The organism is Bradyrhizobium sp. JHI2711 (assembly GCF_056156565.1).
Window position 1 is genome coordinate 82950 of sequence record NZ_JBPZPT010000001.1, and the last position, 15659, is coordinate 98608.

The window sequence follows — 15659 nt, forward strand, 5'->3', positions numbered from 1 at the left end:
GCTCCGGTTCGCAGCTGGAGTTGGTCCGCGCTGCTGGTCGCGCTTCGGGTTATTCGCATGACCTCTCCCGGCTTCGCACTTTGTGCTGACCCGGTCCGGATCAGGTACTCGACCGCAACCACTGCGAAAAGACCCGAATGGTCCGCGCGCGCGGGTGGCTTGGCCTGCTGACCACATAAAAGCTGTAGCCGGGTAGGTTCAACGAGAATGCCTTCACGAGCGTGCCGGCGGCGAGGTCGTGTGCCACGAGCACATCACTGAAGATCCCGACGCCCTGCCCACTGATCACCGCCTCGATGGCGTGCAGTTCTTCCCGGAAACTCAAGTGCTGCAGGTCCTTGTATTGGGGCACCTCGCGCCACCGGCGCTGGGCCAAACCGAGCCATCTCTGCCACGTCGGTGGCTCACGATCGGCCGGCGACCAATAGGAGTGGATCAGAACGTGCTTTGCGAGGTCGACTGGTCTCTTCAGCCGTCCGGTTGAAAGCAAATCCGGATTGCAGATCGGCCAGAACGTATCGCTAAAGAGTTCATCGACGATTCCGTCTGTCGGCGGTACGCGGCTGGTCGCATAACGGATGGCAACGTCACTGTCTCCGGCCTGCAGATCGAGCACCGTGTCAGTGCCGATCACTTCCAATGGCACGTCAGGATGCAACTTCCGCCACAGGGGCAGGCGGGGCACGAGCCAGCGGCTAGCGAAGGCGTTGGTCGTCGTAACCCGGAGCGGCTGCTCGTCACCTTCCTGCTTGAGGGACGCAATGGCAGCGGCAAACGCCTCGAGTCCGCCGCGAATGGCGGGAAACAGCCGCGCGCCGGCATCGGTCAACGAAAGAGGGCGTGGTCTGCGCCGGAATAGAGCGCGGCCGCAATACTGCTCGAGCAATCCGATCTGGTGGCTGATCGCGGTCGGCGTGACGCCGAGTTCTGCCGCGGCTTTCTTGAAGCTCAGATGACGCGCGGCAGCCTCAAAAGCGCGGAACTCGATCAGGGGCGGCAGCTTGTGCATGCGGCGAGTGTAGGTGAAATCAGTTCATCGTCACCTGAATTCTTCGGATTTGCTCTGAGACAGCCCGCGATCGAGGATGTGGCGGGCCAAGCTAGGGAGCTCGTGTCATGTCCATCGCATCTGTTGCCAGCGCTGCCGCCGAACTTAGCGCCTCCTTCGGAGGAGAACTGCTCAAGCCAGCGGACGAGGGCTACGACGAGGCGCGCAAGGTTCACAATGGGCTGGTCGACAAACGGCCAGCATTGATTGCCAGATGTCGCAGTGCGGCTGATGTCGTGGATGCCGTGGCACTTGCGACCAAGCTCGGCCTCGAGGTCGCTGTTCGCGGCGGTGGCCACAATGTGGCCGGGCGCGCAACCATCGACGGCGGGATCATGATCGACCTCTCACCCATGAAGGGGGTCCGGATCGACGCGATCGGCAAGACCGTATGGGCGCAGGGCGGGGTCACCTGGGGCGAGCTCAATCGAGAAACGCAGCTTCACGGACTTGCGGTGACCGGCGGCGTGGTCTCGACCACCGGCATCGCGGGCCTGACGCTCGGCGGAGGACTGGGCTGGTTGATGGGCAAGTACGGCCTCGCGTTGGATAATCTGCGGGCTGTCGAACTCGTCACCGCCGATGGCAAGGTTGTGCGGGCCAGCAAGCAAGAGCAGCCCGATCTTTTTTGGGCCGTGCGCGGCGGCGGCGGAAACTTCGGGATTGCCACCAGTCTTGAATACGACCTCCATACGGTAGGGCCCATCATCACCGGCGGCCCGATCGTTCACCCTATCGAGCGTTCCCGCGACGTGCTGGAATTTTTCCGGACCAGCACGCGATCGCTCACGGACGAGCACATGCTGTTCGCATCCCTGACCCATGCGCCCGACGGGTCCGGCAGGGAGGTCGCGGCCCTGGTTACCAGCCACTGCGGTCCAGTCGCCGAGGCCGAACGAGCGATGCAGCCGCTGAAACAGTTCGGGCCTCCCATTCTGGATGCGGTCGGACCGATGACCTATTGCGAGCTCAACCGCATGCTCGACGCCAACTATCCGAAAGGCGCGTTCAACTATTGGAAGTCGAACTTCCTCACGGAGCTGAGCGATGGTGCGATCGCGACGATGATCGAATGCTTCGCCCGCTGCCCGACTCAGATGGGGCAGCTGCTGCTCGAGCACATCCACGGTGCCGCGGCCCGCGTGGGTGCCGGGGATACGGCATTTGTGCATCGGCAGGAGGGCTACAATTTCCTGATCCTCGCGCAATGGACGCAGGCCAGCGATACCAGCCGCAGCATCTCGTGGGCACGCGCAACCTATGAAAGGATGCGGCCCTTCTTTGCCTCAGGACGCTATGTCAATTATCTCGACGACGATGAGACAGGCGATCCGGTTGCCGCTGCTTATGGGCGGAACTACAGGCGCCTGCAGCAGATCAAAGCGAAATACGACCCTACGAACTTCTTCCGGATGAACCAGAACATCCGGCCGCTCGCCTGATTGCCGGCTGACGATTTCTCGCTCTCATCAAGATGTGAGTAGAAACTAAGCCGCGACCCGATGCATCGTGGGCGGGGCGAGCTGACGCCCGGGAGGGACTAGAGAATGGCGGTCGTGTGCAGGCCCGCTCGCATCGACGACTTGAAGCAGGCCGATGACATCGTGGTCGCCAGCATCAATGAGCTAACCGAACGGCGGGGGTTCGGGAAGATGGCATCCTCTCGTCCGCCGAATTTTCAGGCCTTCTCGCTCGCGGATGATCCCGGGCTTATGGGTGGCCGATGACGACGGAGAAATAGTCGGCTTCGCGTGGAGTTGGGTCTGTGGCGAGCTTTGGTTCCTGGCCCAATTGTTCGTCGCGCCTGATCGTCAGAGCGACGGCATCGGCAATCAACTCATCAACAAGGCATTCGCGCATGCAGAAATGCGCGGAGCACCCATCAAGGCACTGATCACCTTCACGTTCAACAACGTATCTCAAGGCCTCTACATCCGCCACGGACTGTTCCCGCGCTTTCCGATCTACATGGTCGGCGTCCCTCGTGACCGCCTGGCGCCACGGTTGGCTGCGCCGCGGCTCCGTCTTGAATCTCTCACGGCCGACGCGATCCCATACGACAGGCTGGCGCAGATCGATGTCAGCGCAGTCGGCGTTTCCAGGGAGAAGCATCATCGATTTCTCCTTGGCGACAGCACGACGCGCGGATTCACCATCCACGCCGGCAATGAGTGCGTCGGGTACGTCTACATTTCGGGTGGACACATTGGTCCGCTTGCAGTCCACAGGCCAGATCTGGTTGAGTCCGCTTTCGCCGCTGCGTTGTCGTTCGCGGCCCAGAGCGATTGTCCGGCCATTTCGGCTTTTGTGCCGGGCGCGAGCGAGCCGGCGCTCAAGGCGGCAATCGACCACGGGATGCGGCTGACGTTCCCGATGCTGCTGATGTCAAATCGACCATTCGGAGATTGGGGTAGCTATTTCCCGCGCAATCCGGGTTTCATGTAGAGGATTCAACCGAGAAGGTCGACGTTGCGGGGCAGGCCGGAAGGCACGGAATGATGGCTGGATCGGCGCTCGTCACGGGCCGATCATGCTCTAGCCCTACCGGGGACGCGCGCTGCGGCCTGGAGGGGACGGCCGCTGCACATATGGGTTTTCCAGGCACATCGCCGAACGGCCCGCCGCGCTGGCTCTGCATTCGTCAAATGAACGATACTGGCAAGAGATGTAGGTGCCGCCGCCCCATTCCCACTCCTGCAGACATACCGGAAAATTGCCGCCGAACCGCTGCGCTGCCGCTGGACCGGGCGCGGACATGGTGATCAGGACGAAGAGCAGACAGGCAAGCGCGCGCATCATGATCAGCGCGGCCGCTGCGGAGCGTGCTGCTTGAACCTCACGCGCGGGTTCACATCGCAATAGGTGTTCGATCGCCCGGATGCCGAGGCCAGGCACTGTTCCCGCGTCGAATACATGCAGTCTCCGGAAGCGCCGAGCCCTCCGCCAAAAACGCACCAGGGATAGTCATACTGAGCGTTTGCTGCGGAAGAAAATCCGATGACCATAACGACAATGAGCAGAGCGATGCGCATGCGATTCTCCCATCAAGTCAGTTGAGCGGCAACGCAAGAGGTTCGCTCCGAAAGATAGCCGCTTGACGATGCTGGCTCAACAACCACGACTCAAGCGAGTTCCTCTCGTCACGCCGGAGTGTCCCAGTGTGATCTCGCAGAGCCGGTCCGGATTTGCTTCGCTGCGCTAAGCAGCGCAGCGCTGGGTAGCAGGGTACATGAGCAGGGACATGCGAGCCGAAACGACAACGGGGCCCGCAAGGGCCCCGCAAAAAACCTTAGCGCGCTACGCCGCGATCTTACTTGATCTTGGCTTCGCGGAATTCGACGTGCTTGCGCGCGACCGGGTCGTACTTCTTCTTGACCAGCTTGTCGGTCATGGTGCGCGAATTCTTCTTGGCAACGTAGTAGAAGCCGGTGTCGGCCGAGGACACGAGCTTGACCTTGATGGTGACCGCTTTGGCCATGTTCTGAACCTCAGAATATCAGGGGAATCTGGAGCCGGCCAAACGGCCCGCGTTGGCCGGCAACCTAGTCAGAAACGACGGGAAGTCAAGGTTTCAGGCGGCGGAAACCGCTCAAATCGGGCCCATTAGGCCTCAAAGAACCGGTTTTTCGGCCGCGGCAGGCCCAGATTCTCCCTCAAAGTGGGCCCTTCATACTCTTTGCGGAAAATCCCGCGCTTCTGCAGCTCCGGGACCACCTTGTCGACGAAATCGTCGAGACCGGCAGGCAGGAACGGGAACATGATGTTGAAGCCGTCGGAGCCGCGTCCGACCAGCCATTCCTCCATCTGGTCGGCGATGGTCTTGGCGGTGCCGACGAAGGACAGGCCGCCATAGCCGCCGACGCGCTGGGCGAGCTGGCGCACGGTGAGCTTCTCACGGGCGGCGAGATCGACCAGGCGCTGCCGGCCGCTCTTGCTGGCATTGGTCTCGGGGATTTCGGGAAGCGGCCCATCGGGATCGAAGCCGGAGGCATCGGTGCCGAGGATGACGGAGAGCGAGGCAATGGCGCTGTCGTAATGCACGCGGCTGTCGAGCAAAGCGCGCTTCTCCTTGGCCTCATCCACGCTGTCGCCCACGACGACGAAGGCGCCGGGGAGGATCTTCAGGTGCTCGGGGTCGCGGCCGATCTTCTCCATGCGGCCCTTGATGTCGGCATAGAGTTTCTGGCCGTCGGCGAGGCTGCCGCCGCCGGTGAACACCGCTTCCGCGGTCTCGGCGGCGAGCTGCTTGCCGTCTTCGGAGGCGCCGGCCTGCACGATCAGGGGCCAGCCTTGCACGGGGCGGGCGATGTTGAGGGGGCCGCGCACTTTGAAGTATTTGCCCTTGTGGTCGAGGGTGTGCATCCTGGCGGGATCGAAGAACAGGCCGCTCTCGACGTCGCGCATGAAGGCATCGTCGGCGAAGGAGTCCCAGAGGCCGGTGACGACGTCGTAGAACTCGCGGGCGCGCTTGTAGCGCTCGGCGTGCTCCATGTGATCGTCGAGGCCGAAATTCAGCGCCGCGTCCGGGTTCGAGGTGGTGACGATGTTCCAGCCGGCGCGGCCGCCGCTGAGATGGTCGAGCGAGGCGAAGCGGCGCGCGACGTGATAGGGCTCGTCGAACGTGGTCGAGCCGGTCGCGATCAGGCCGATGCGCTCGGTCACGGCTGACAAAGCCGACAGCAGCGTGAACGGCTCGAACGAGGTTACGGTGTGGCTGCGCTTCAGCGCGTTGATCGGCATGTTCAGGACGGCGAGGTGATCGGCCATGAAGAAGGCGTCGAACTTGCCGGCCTCGAGCTTTCGGATCAGCGTCTTGATGTGCGAGAAGTTGAAATTGGCGTCGGGCCAGGCCCCGGGATAGCGCCAGGCGCCGGTGTGGATGCTGATCGGGCGCATGAACGCGCCAAGCTTGAGTTGCCTTTGTGCCATCGCCCGGTGTCCGTTCTTGGTGACGCTCGCAAAGACATAGGCATGAGTGGGAACTCCGCCATTGGGGGAGGCGGGAAGAATTTTTTGTTTTTCGTAGCTCTCTCAGCACGTCATTCCGGGGCGACGCGGATCGGCGAGCCCGGAATCCATAACCACCATCCGGAGTATGGATTCCGGGCTCGCGCCAAGAGGCGCACCCCGGAATGACGGAGGATAGACTTGATCGAACTACGCCCCAGCGCGCCAACTAGCTCAAAACGTCCTTCTGCATCTTGCCGGCGTAGAAGTGGAAGAACGGCACCGGCGCGTCGTGACGGAGCGGGCCGGTGGCGAGGCGGGTGTCGAGCTCGTTGAGCACGTTGCGCGTCATCGGATGCAGATCGGCGAGCGGCTTCGAGCCGAGCTCGACCCAGACCAGCTCGACCAGCTCCGCATCGGCATGGATCACGCCTTCGACGCGGTGGGTGATCGCGGAGGCATCGGCGGTGAAGAAACGCGTGTCGAAGCGCTTGACGCGGCCGGGCGGGGTGATCGCGCGCGCGATCAGGAACAGGCTGGAGGGATCAGGCAGCAGGCCCGCATCCGCGAACGGCTGCCAGGGACCTTCGAGCTTCGGCACTTTGCCTTCGGCCTTGCGGCCGAGGCAGAGGCCGGTCTCCTCGCAGGCTTCGCGGATGGCGGCAATGGCGAGCGATTTCGCGCGCGAGGCCGGCGTCTTCGGGCTGCCCTTGGCGAGATTGGCTTCCAGTTCGGCGGTGATGGGCGCGGCGCAGGGCACGCGATAATCGGCCTTGTCGACGCGTCCGCCCGGGAAGACGAATTTTCCCGGCATGAACACCACCTTGTCGTGGCGCTTGCCGACCAGCACTTTCGGAATGGCGCCGCTGCGGTCGACCAGGATCAGCGTCGCCGCATCCTTCGGGCGGAAGTAAGGATGATGATCGGCTTCCTTCTCCTCGTGAACCCTGGTCTTCTCCTCGGCCTGCGAAATATCGGTCATGTCCTCACCCGAACTGTTCTTTTACGTGTTTACACAGGCGGAATACCATCGGGAGGGTTGTCGTCAAACCCGTGCATGCGCAGAGCCCATTGCAAGCCGACCACAGCTCCCTTCACGGGCTGCAGCAGCGCGAGCGAGGCGACGAAGGTGAAGGGCAGATAGGCTGCGAAGCTGAGCCAGACCGGCGTCGAATAATTGGTCTCGATCCAGAGGATGGCCGGCACCACGATGTGGCCGACGATGACGATGACGAGATAGGCAGGCAGATCGTCGGCGCGATGCGGGGTGAAGTCGAGGCCGCATTTGGCGCAATGGTCGGCGGTCTTCAGGAAGGCGCGGAACAGCTTGCCTTCGCCGCAGCGCGGGCAGCGGCCGCGGAAGCCGCGCTTCATTGCTGACCAGACGTCGCGCTTCTCGACGAGACCGTTCTCGCGCGTCCAGATCTTTGGTGCCGTGCTCATCGTCACCATGCCTTGCCCTTCTTGCCCTTACCCTTGTTCTTTCCTTTGGCCTTCCTTCCCTTGCCGGACTTTTTCTTCTCCGGCTTGCGTTTTCGCTCCGGGCTGCGTCCGGGCTGCGGCTTGGACGATTTGCGCTGCGGACGGAGCGGCCTGCGCTGGCGCGGGCCGCTGTCGCTCTCCGACGACAGCAGCTCGAAGCGCAGCGCGCCCGCGATGGGAGCGGCCTCGATCAGGCGGACGTCGACGACGTCGCCGAGCTGGTACATGGTGCCGCTGCGCGTGCCGACGAGGGCATGGCGGCTTTCGTCATAGTTGAAATATTCCGTGCCGAGGGATCGGATCGGGATCAGCCCGTCAGCGCCGGTCTCGCTGAGCTTCACGAACAGGCCGGCGCGGGTGACGCCGGAGACGCGGCCCTGGAAGCTGGCGCCGATGCGGTCGGCGAGGTGATGGGCGATCAGGCGGTCGACGGTCTCGCGCTCCGCCTTCATGGCGCGCCGCTCGGTCAGCGAGATATGCGCGGCGACTTCGCTCAAGCTTTCCGGCGTCTCGCTGTCGGGCAGGGCGCCTTCGCCAAGGCCAAGCGCACGCACCAGCGCGCGGTGCACGACGAGGTCGGCATAGCGGCGGATCGGCGAGGTGAAATGCGCATAGCGGCGCAGGTTCAGGCCGAAGTGACCGTAATTCTCCGAGGAATATTCGGCCTGCGCCTGCGCGCGCAGTACGACCTCGCTCACCAGCGGGTAATAGTCGTGGCCTTCAAGCTGAGCCAGCACACGGTTGAACGTGGTCGGGCGGAGCGCGCCGGACTTGGCGAAGGGAACGTCCAGCGTCTCCAGGAATTCCGCGAGCGCGTGAACCTTCTCCAAGGTCGGCTCGTCGTGCACGCGGTAGATCAGCGGCAGAGATTTCTTCTCCAATGTCTCCGCTGCGGCGACGTTGGCGAGGATCATGAACTCCTCGATCAGCTTGTGCGCATCGAGACGCTCGGGGACCACGACGCGGTCCACGGTGCCGTCGCTCTTCAGGAGGATCTTGCGCTCGGGCAGATCGAGATTGAGCGGATCGCGCTCGTCACGCGCGCGCTTGGCGCAGGCATAGGCGGCATAGAGCGGCCTCAGGATCGGATCGAGCAGGGGGCCGGTGGTGTCATCAGGCCGGCCGTCGATCGCGGCCTGCGCTTGCGCGTAAGCGAGCTTGGCGGCCGACCGCATCAGGATGCGATGAAAACTGTGCGAGCGCTTGCGGCCGTCGGGGCCGAGCACCATGCGCACCGCCAGCGCGCCGCGCGGCTCGCCGGGCACCAGCGAGCAGAGATTGTTGGAGATGCGCTCGGGCAGCATCGGCACGACGCGGTCGGGGAAATAGACCGAGTTGCCGCGGTCGAGCGCGTCGCGGTCGAGCGCCGTGCCCGGCCGCACGTAGAAGCTGACATCGGCGATGGCGACATTGACGATGAAGCCGCCCTTGTTGTTGGGATCCGGATCGGGCTCGGCATGCACCGCGTCGTCGTGATCCTTGGCGTCGGGCGGATCGATGGTGACAAGCGGGACGTCGCGCCAATCCTCGCGGCCTTTCAGATTGGCCGGCTCCGCCGCTTCCGCCTCGCGCTCGGCGGCGGAGGAGAATTGCAAGGGGATGTCGTGGGCGTAGATCGCGATCAGGCTGATCGCCTTTTCCGACTTGACCGAGCCGAGCTTTTCTTTCACCCGGCCGGAGGCGAGGCCAAAGCCGCGGGTGCGGACGATGTCGACGCTGACGAGGTCGCCATCCTCAGCGCCGCCCGTATCGGTCCTCGCGATGTTCAGCTCGCGGTCGGCGAACTTCTTGTCGACGGGGACGAGCCGTCCGCCGCCCTCGGGCAGGCTGCGGAAGACGCCGAGGATGCGGCTCTTGGCCTTGTCGATGACCTTGATGATGCGGCCGCGATAGGCGGGACCTTCATCGTCATCGCTGCGCTCGACGCGCAGCAGCGCGCGGTCGCCGACGCCGGCGGCGGTGCCGGGCCTCGGCCGGCGCGGCATCTCGATGAGGATCTTTGGCGGCTCGCCGTTCTCGACCTCGTCCCATTCGGCGGGGGAGGCGATCAATTCGCCATCGGAGTCGCGGCCGGTGATGTCGGCGAGCAGCGTCGGCGGCAGCGCGTCCGGCTCGGAGACCTTATGGCGCTTCTTCTTGATGGTGCCGTCGTCGGCGAGCTCGCGCAGCATGCGCCTGAGCTCGGCGCGATCGGCGTTCTTCAGGCCGAACTCGCGCGCGATGTCGCGAGTCCCGACCTTTCCTGGATTTGCCTTGATGAAGGCGACGATGGCTTGCCTGTCGGGAAAGCCACGGTCTTTCTTTGGTTTCACTTAACCTCTAATTCTTGATCTCAGGTCTTGCCGGCACTCTTCTTGGCCGGAGCCTTGGTGGCGGCTGCCTTGGTCGGCGACGTCTTTGCGGTCGACGGCACGGCGGCGCGCGCCTTGCTGGTGGATTCGGATTTGGATTTGGCCGCGGCTTTCTTCGCAGCCGGCTTCTTCGGCTTCGGTGCGGCGTCCTCGCCGTCCGCAGCCTTCTCTGACGCTTTCTTGGCCTTGGCCGGCTTCGCCGCCTTCTTGGCCTTGCCGCCGCCCTTGCCGCCACCCTTGGCGGCGCGCTCGTCGATCAGCGCGATCGCCTGCGGCAGCGTGATGGTGTCCTTCTCGAACTCGGCCGGGATCGTCGCGTTGACGCCGCCCGCGGTGACATAGGCGCCGTAACGGCCGCTCTTCACGGTGACGGTGCCAAGCGTCGGATGATCGCCGAGCGCCTTCCCGGGATCGGCGCCGAAGCGGCGGCTCGGACCCTTGGCAACCTTCTCCGCGATCAGCGTCACCGCACGATTGAGGCCGATGTCGAACACCTCGTCGCCGGCCTCTAAGCTCGCATAGGTCTTCTCGTGCTTCACGAACGGTCCGAAGCGGCCGAGGCCCGCGGTGATCGGCTGGCCGGTCTCCGGATGCTTGCCGATCTCGCGCGGCAGCGACAGCAGCTTCAGCGCAAGCTCGAGATCGACGTCGCTGGGCGAGGTGCCCTTCGGAATGCCGGCGCGCTTGGGCTTCTCGCCTTCCTCATAATCCTTCTGCTCGCCGAGCTGGATATAGGGGCCGAAGCGGCCGGCCTTGACCCAGACATCGCGACCCGTGTCGGGATCCTGGCCGAGCGAACGGTCAGCAGTCGCCTCGCCATCGGCGGCGAGCTGACGGGTGTAGCGGCATTCCGGATAGTTCGAGCAGCCGACGAAGGCGCCGAACTTGCCGGCCTTGAGGTTCAGCCGGCCGGTGCCGCAGTTCGGGCACTGCCTGATATCGCCGCCATCGGCGCGGGGCGGATAGATGTGCTGGCCCAGCATGTCATCGAGCACGTCGAGCACCTGGGCGACGCGCAGCTCCTTGATGTCGTCGACGGCGCCGATGAAGCCGGTCCAAAAGTCCTTCAGAACCTGCTGCCAGGAGATCTCGTTGTTGGAGATACGGTCGAGTTGCTCTTCGAGGCTCGCCGTAAAGTCGTACTCGACATAGCGGGCAAAAAAGCTTTCGAGGAAGGCGACCACGACGCGGCCCTTGTCCTCGCCGTGCAAACGCTTCTTCTCCAGCTTGACGTAGCCGCGGTCCTTCAGAACCTGGAGGATCGAGGCATAGGTCGAGGGCCGGCCGATGCCGAGCTCTTCCATGCGCTTGACGAGAGATGCTTCCGAGAATCGCGGCGGCGGCTCGGTGAAATGCTGGGTGACGGACAGGCTCTGTCGCTTCACGGCCTCGCCCTGGCTCATCGCGGGCAGGCGGCGGGAATCCTCGTCCTCCTCGTCGTCGCGGCCTTCCTGGTAGAGCGCGAGGAAGCCGTCGAACTTGACGACCTGGCCGGTGGCGCGCAGCTCCAATGTGCGGGAGCCTGCCTTCGCCGTGATGTCGACGGTGGTCCGCTCGAGCTCGGCGGATTCCATCTGGCTCGCGATGGTGCGCTTCCAGATCAGCTCATACAGCTTGGCCTGATCGGCATCGAGCTTGCGGCTCATGCTGTCGGGGCGGCGGGAGAGGTCGGTCGGGCGGATCGCTTCGTGCGCTTCCTGGGCGTTCTTGGCCTTGGCCTGGTACTGGCGCGGGCTATCCGGCACGTAGGCGTTGCCGTAATCCTCGCCGATCACCTTGCGCGCCTGGGTGATCGCCTCGGGGGCGATCTGCACGCCGTCGGTACGCATATAAGTAATGAGTCCGGTGGTCTCGCCACCGATGTCGATGCCCTCATAAAGACGCTGGGCGATGCGCATCGTATGCGCCGGCGCAAAGCCGTATTTGCGGCTGGCTTCCTGCTGCAGCGTCGAGGTGGTGAAGGGCGCCTGCGGATTGCGACGGGCCGGCTTGGCGTCGACCGCGGTGACGGCGTAAGTCGCCAGTTCCAGCGCCTTCTTGAAGTCTTCGGCTTCCGCCCCGGTGCCGATATCGAGGCGCTGGATCTTCTTGCCGTCGGCGCCGACGAGACGGGCCTCGAAGGCATCGCCCCGCGGCGTGAGCAGGGTCGCGATCAGCGACCAATATTCGCGGGCTACGAACTTCTCGATCTCGAGCTCGCGGTCGCAGACGAGGCGCAGCGCCACCGACTGCACGCGGCCGGCCGAGCGGGCGCCCGGCAGCTTGCGCCAGAGCACGGGGGAGAGGGTGAAGCCGACCAGATAGTCGAGCGCACGGCGCGCCATGTAGGCGTCGACCAGGGCGCCGTCGATCTCGCGCGGATGCTTCATCGCTTCCGAGACGGCCTGCTTGGTGATGGCGTTGAACACCACGCGCTCGATCTTCTGATCCTTCAGCGCGCGCTTCTCCTTCATCACCTCGAGCACGTGCCAGGAGATGGCTTCGCCCTCGCGATCGGGGTCGGTGGCGAGAATCAGGCGGTCGGCGCCCTTCAGCGACTTCGCGATATCGTTGAGCCGGCCGGCCGCCTTGGGGTCGACCTCCCAGATCATCTTGAAATTGGCGTCGGGATCGACGGAACCGTTCTTCGCCGGGAGATCGCGGACATGGCCGAACGAGGCCAGAACCTCATAGGACGAGCCCAGATATTTGTTGATCGTCTTGGCTTTCGCCGGCGACTCCACAATGACGATATTCATTTAGTTCCAGTGGCTTACGGGAAAATCTTGGGCCGAAAACGAAAGGACTCGGGTCGGCCGTTTCGACCCGAACATGGGTGGTGAGCGGCCCCCTGTCAAATCGTGGGGTGTTGAAAGGCGCCACAATGGGAAAAGTTTCATATCGAAAAAGTTGCAGAATACCACCTTGGAGTTGCGGTTGATGTGGGCGTAATGTCCTGTCGGGGCATGGATTCGGGTGGGGTTCTGGTGACCAGGCCAGGAAAGAAACGGGCGCGCGCCGGATCCGGCGCGCCGGGGGGCACGCGTCACGAGGAACCGGGGGAGGGCGGTGCGGACGAGGCCGTGGCCTTCATCGCCGAGCAGACCGGGGCCTTACGCAAGCTGGCCGAGCGCCACAAGCTGGACGTGCTGCATTATCTCTTGGGCATGACCAAGCTCGAGGCCGACGAGCACCTGCGGCTACGGACCAAGCGCAAGCTGTCGTGATGGCGGTGGGGTACCACTTGGGACTTTCACGCCGACTTGCGTCGCGGTGCCGGCCGCGGCTTTAGCGTGGTGTCGGCCGGGCTGAGCAGGCGGCCATCTTCGGCGCGCATTTCCAGCTTCTTCACCGGACGGCCCTTCGCGCGATCGACCAGCATCGTCGCAATCTCCTCGGGGCGGTCGTCGAACTCCTCGCTCCACTGCCGCAGCGCGACCAGGATCGGGAAAGTGCCGCGGCCCTTCGGCGTCAGCACATATTCCTGATAGGCACTGCCGTCGGAGGCGGGGGCGGTTTCGAGAATGCCGTGGTCGACCAGCGATCGCAGCCGCGCCGCCAGGATGTTCTTGGCCATGCCGAGCTTGTTCTGAAACTCGCCGAAGCGGCGGACGCCGAACAGCGCCTCGCGGATGATCAAGAGCGACCACCAGTCGCCGAGCGCCTCCAGCGACCGCGCGATCGGGCAGGCATCACCCTCGAAGCTCGTCCGTTTCACCATCGTTCGTCCTTTCGCATTCACACGCCGCCAGCGCCGATCACGCGCTTGTGTGGTTGCATCATAAAACCAAATGGCCTAGATGGCAACTTAGTTTCATCATGCAACTACTGGAGGCGAGCGTGAGACTGAAGGACAAGACGGCGCTGATCACCGGCGGCAATAGCGGCATCGGGCTGGCAACGGCAAAACTGTTCGTGGCCGAGGGCGCCAAGGTGGTGATCACCGGGCGCAACAAGGAGACGCTGGCGGCGGCCGCGAAGGAGCTCGGGCCGAACGCGCTCGCGCTGCCAGCCGACGCGACGGACATCGCGGCGACGGAAGCTGCGATCAAGCAGGGCGCAGAGAAATTCGGCAAGTTCGACATCGTGTTCGCCAATGCCGGCATCGCCGGCGGCACACCGCTGGGATCGGCGATACCAGAGGTGTTCGAGAAGGTGATCAGCACGAACCTCACCGGCGTGTTCTTCACCGTTCAATCCGCGCTGCCCCATCTCAACGACAACGCCTCGATCATCCTCAACGGCTCGGTAATCTCGGTGCTCGGCATTCCCGGCTACTCGGCCTATGGCGCGGCGAAGGCCGGCGTGCGGGCGATGGCGCGGATCATGGCTTCAGAACTGTCGCCGCGCGGCATCCGCGTCAACGTGGTCGCGCCGGGTGCGATCCGCACCCCGATCTGGGGGCCTGCGACCGCGACGCCGGAAGCCGAGAAGGCGTTCGAGAAGCGGATCGCACTGTCGACGCCGCTCGGCCGCATCGGTGAAACGGATCACGTGGCGAAGACGGTGCTGTTCCTCGCCTCCGACGATTCCGCGCATGTGCAGGGCCAGGAGATTTTCGTCGATGGCGGCGCGGTGGCCTCGCCGAGCGGCGCGCCGATCTATCGCGGCTGATCAAATCAAGCGAATTTGCTCGGGCGCAACATTCGCGTTGCGCCCGAAGTGTTAGCCACGGCTAGGCTGCGCTCAGGCTTGTTGCCGATTGGAGCGCACCAGCGATCGCCTTCTCGCGGTGCTCCGGCCCGAGTTGGATACCGTCGGCCGGGATGAATTCGACGCTGGTGATACCCATGAAGCCGAACACCCAGCGCAGGTAGGTTTCGAGATGCTCGCCGGCTGCGTAAGGCGTCTCTGCGCCGTAGTGGCCGCCGCGCGAGATGGCCACGATCACCCGCTTGCCGCCGGCGAGCCCCTCCGGCCCGGCCGCGCCGTACTTGAAAGTTTTTCCCGCCACCAGGATGCGGTCGATCCAGGCCTTGAGCTGGCTCGGAATAGTGAAATTGTACATGGGCGCGCCGATCACGACGATGTCGGCGGCCAGGAACTCCTCCAGCGCCGCGGCGCTTGCGGCAAGGTCGGGCCCAAGCTCCGCCGGCGTGGCGGCGCCTTGCGCGGCGGCGAGGTGCGAGCCGGAGAGGTGGGCTAGCGGTGTCTGGGTCAGGTCGCGGTAGACGACTTGAAGCGAGGGCGTCGCCTGCCGGAGCCGGTCGACGATGGCGGCGGAAACCTGCCGGCTGACGGAGTGGGGGCCGAGCACGCTGGAGTCGACATGGAGGAGTTTCATGTGGGGTCACCCTGGTATAAGTTTGTAACCAGCACTACATGTGTGACTATCGAAATCCCCGCAAGAACGCACTTTTTTGAGCCATGGGCACATCATTGAAACCTGCGCACACCGAATTGCCCGCACCGCCGCGGCCAAATCCGAGACTGGATACCAGGCCGATGCCGGATCCCAACCATGCGGACTGCCGTGGGGTCGCCTCCGTGCTGTCCCGCGTCGGCGACAAATGGAGCGTGTTCGTCATCATGATGCTGAGCGACGGGCCAAAGCGCTTCAACGAGCTCAAGCGCATGATCAACGGCATCTCGCAGCGGATGTTGACCCTGACGCTGCGCGGCCTCGAGCGCGACGGCCTCGTCACGCGCACGATCTTTCCGACCATCCCGCCGCGGGTAGATTATGAGCTGACCGATCTCGGCCGCGGCCTATCGCGCCCCGTCGAGGCGCTCGGCAAATGGGCGAAGGAGCATCTGGATCAGATCGAGGCCGCGCGCACGAAGTTCGACCAGCGTAACGACGGCTAGCGTTGCGCCTCGATAGTTCATCCCGTCATTCCGGGGCCTGAGCG

Annotated in this window: 16 protein-coding genes; 5 read left to right on the forward strand and 11 right to left on the reverse strand. The window is 64.2% G+C overall.

Features of this window, described 5'->3' with window-relative positions; translation table 11 throughout:
* Positions 1–100 precede the first annotated feature (100 nt).
* Positions 101–1009 (reverse strand): LysR substrate-binding domain-containing protein, encoded by a 909-nt coding sequence (locus ACTEK7_RS00420; RefSeq protein ID WP_036025575.1) that lies wholly within the window; start codon positions 1007–1009, stop codon positions 101–103.
* A gap of 107 nt (positions 1010–1116) precedes the next feature.
* On the opposite strand from ACTEK7_RS00420, the gene ACTEK7_RS00425 reads away from it, so the two are divergent.
* Both ACTEK7_RS00425 and ACTEK7_RS00430 read left to right on the forward strand, forming a co-directional pair.
* Positions 1117–2490 carry an FAD-binding oxidoreductase gene (locus tag ACTEK7_RS00425; RefSeq protein ID WP_036025574.1) on the forward strand — a complete coding sequence of 458 codons (1374 nt, stop codon included), beginning with the start codon at positions 1117–1119 and terminating at the stop codon, positions 2488–2490.
* A gap of 274 nt (positions 2491–2764) precedes the next feature.
* Positions 2765–3493 (forward strand): GNAT family N-acetyltransferase, encoded by a 729-nt coding sequence (locus tag ACTEK7_RS00430; RefSeq protein ID WP_244429336.1) that lies wholly within the window; start codon positions 2765–2767, stop codon positions 3491–3493.
* A 96-nt stretch (positions 3494–3589) separates the two neighbouring features.
* On the opposite strand, the gene ACTEK7_RS00435 is transcribed toward ACTEK7_RS00430, so the two are convergent.
* From ACTEK7_RS00435 to topA, 8 genes are all read right to left on the reverse strand, one after another.
* Positions 3590–3847, reverse strand: a complete 258-nt coding sequence (locus ACTEK7_RS00435) for a DUF3551 domain-containing protein (RefSeq protein ID WP_225113849.1) — start codon at positions 3845–3847, stop codon at positions 3590–3592.
* 2 nt (positions 3848–3849) lie between these two features.
* A complete protein-coding gene (locus ACTEK7_RS00440; RefSeq protein ID WP_074448008.1) occupies positions 3850–4080 on the reverse strand; it encodes a DUF3551 domain-containing protein in 231 nt (76 codons plus the stop codon).
* 278 nt (positions 4081–4358) lie between these two features.
* Positions 4359–4526, reverse strand: a complete 168-nt coding sequence (rpmG, locus tag ACTEK7_RS00445) for a 50S ribosomal protein L33 (RefSeq protein ID WP_007603295.1) — start codon at positions 4524–4526, stop codon at positions 4359–4361.
* A gap of 125 nt (positions 4527–4651) precedes the next feature.
* Positions 4652–5977 (reverse strand): LLM class flavin-dependent oxidoreductase, encoded by a 1326-nt coding sequence (locus ACTEK7_RS00450; protein ID WP_225148405.1) that lies wholly within the window; start codon positions 5975–5977, stop codon positions 4652–4654.
* A 247-nt stretch (positions 5978–6224) separates the two neighbouring features.
* The gene (locus ACTEK7_RS00455) at positions 6225–6977 is read right to left on the reverse strand and encodes an NUDIX hydrolase (RefSeq protein ID WP_036015119.1); all 753 of its coding nucleotides are present in this window, start codon (positions 6975–6977) and stop codon (positions 6225–6227) included.
* Between the two features lie 29 nt (positions 6978–7006).
* A complete protein-coding gene (locus ACTEK7_RS00460; RefSeq protein ID WP_036015117.1) occupies positions 7007–7447 on the reverse strand; it encodes a DUF983 domain-containing protein in 441 nt (146 codons plus the stop codon).
* Positions 7441–9789 (reverse strand): ribonuclease R, encoded by a 2349-nt coding sequence (gene rnr / locus ACTEK7_RS00465; protein WP_225148406.1) that lies wholly within the window; start codon positions 9787–9789, stop codon positions 7441–7443. The genes ACTEK7_RS00460 and rnr overlap by 7 nt, the downstream gene beginning before the upstream one ends.
* Positions 9790–9809: 20 nt before the next feature.
* Complete coding sequence (gene topA, locus ACTEK7_RS00470) at positions 9810–12566, reverse strand: type I DNA topoisomerase (protein ID WP_225148407.1); 2757 nt, start codon at positions 12564–12566, stop codon at positions 9810–9812.
* A 228-nt stretch (positions 12567–12794) separates the two neighbouring features.
* Between topA and ACTEK7_RS00475 the strand changes: the two genes are divergently transcribed.
* Positions 12795–13034, forward strand: coding sequence for a hypothetical protein (locus ACTEK7_RS00475; RefSeq protein WP_036039304.1), 240 nt, complete (start codon positions 12795–12797; stop codon positions 13032–13034).
* A gap of 26 nt (positions 13035–13060) precedes the next feature.
* Here the strand turns inward: ACTEK7_RS00475 and ACTEK7_RS00480 are convergent, their stop codons facing one another.
* On the reverse strand, positions 13061–13528 hold the full coding sequence (locus ACTEK7_RS00480) for a winged helix-turn-helix transcriptional regulator (RefSeq protein ID WP_225148408.1): 468 nt from the start codon (positions 13526–13528) through the stop codon (positions 13061–13063).
* A 119-nt stretch (positions 13529–13647) separates the two neighbouring features.
* On the opposite strand from ACTEK7_RS00480, the gene ACTEK7_RS00485 reads away from it, so the two are divergent.
* Complete coding sequence (locus tag ACTEK7_RS00485; RefSeq protein ID WP_225148409.1) at positions 13648–14421, forward strand: SDR family oxidoreductase; 774 nt, start codon at positions 13648–13650, stop codon at positions 14419–14421.
* 61 nt (positions 14422–14482) lie between these two features.
* Here ACTEK7_RS00485 and ACTEK7_RS00490 read toward each other — a convergent pair whose 3' ends face one another.
* Positions 14483–15091, reverse strand: coding sequence for an FMN-dependent NADH-azoreductase (locus ACTEK7_RS00490; RefSeq protein ID WP_109143506.1), 609 nt, complete (start codon positions 15089–15091; stop codon positions 14483–14485).
* 83 nt (positions 15092–15174) lie between these two features.
* On the opposite strand from ACTEK7_RS00490, the gene ACTEK7_RS00495 reads away from it, so the two are divergent.
* A complete protein-coding gene (locus ACTEK7_RS00495) occupies positions 15175–15615 on the forward strand; it encodes a winged helix-turn-helix transcriptional regulator (protein WP_109143507.1) in 441 nt (146 codons plus the stop codon).
* Positions 15616–15659: the final 44 nt, after the last annotated feature.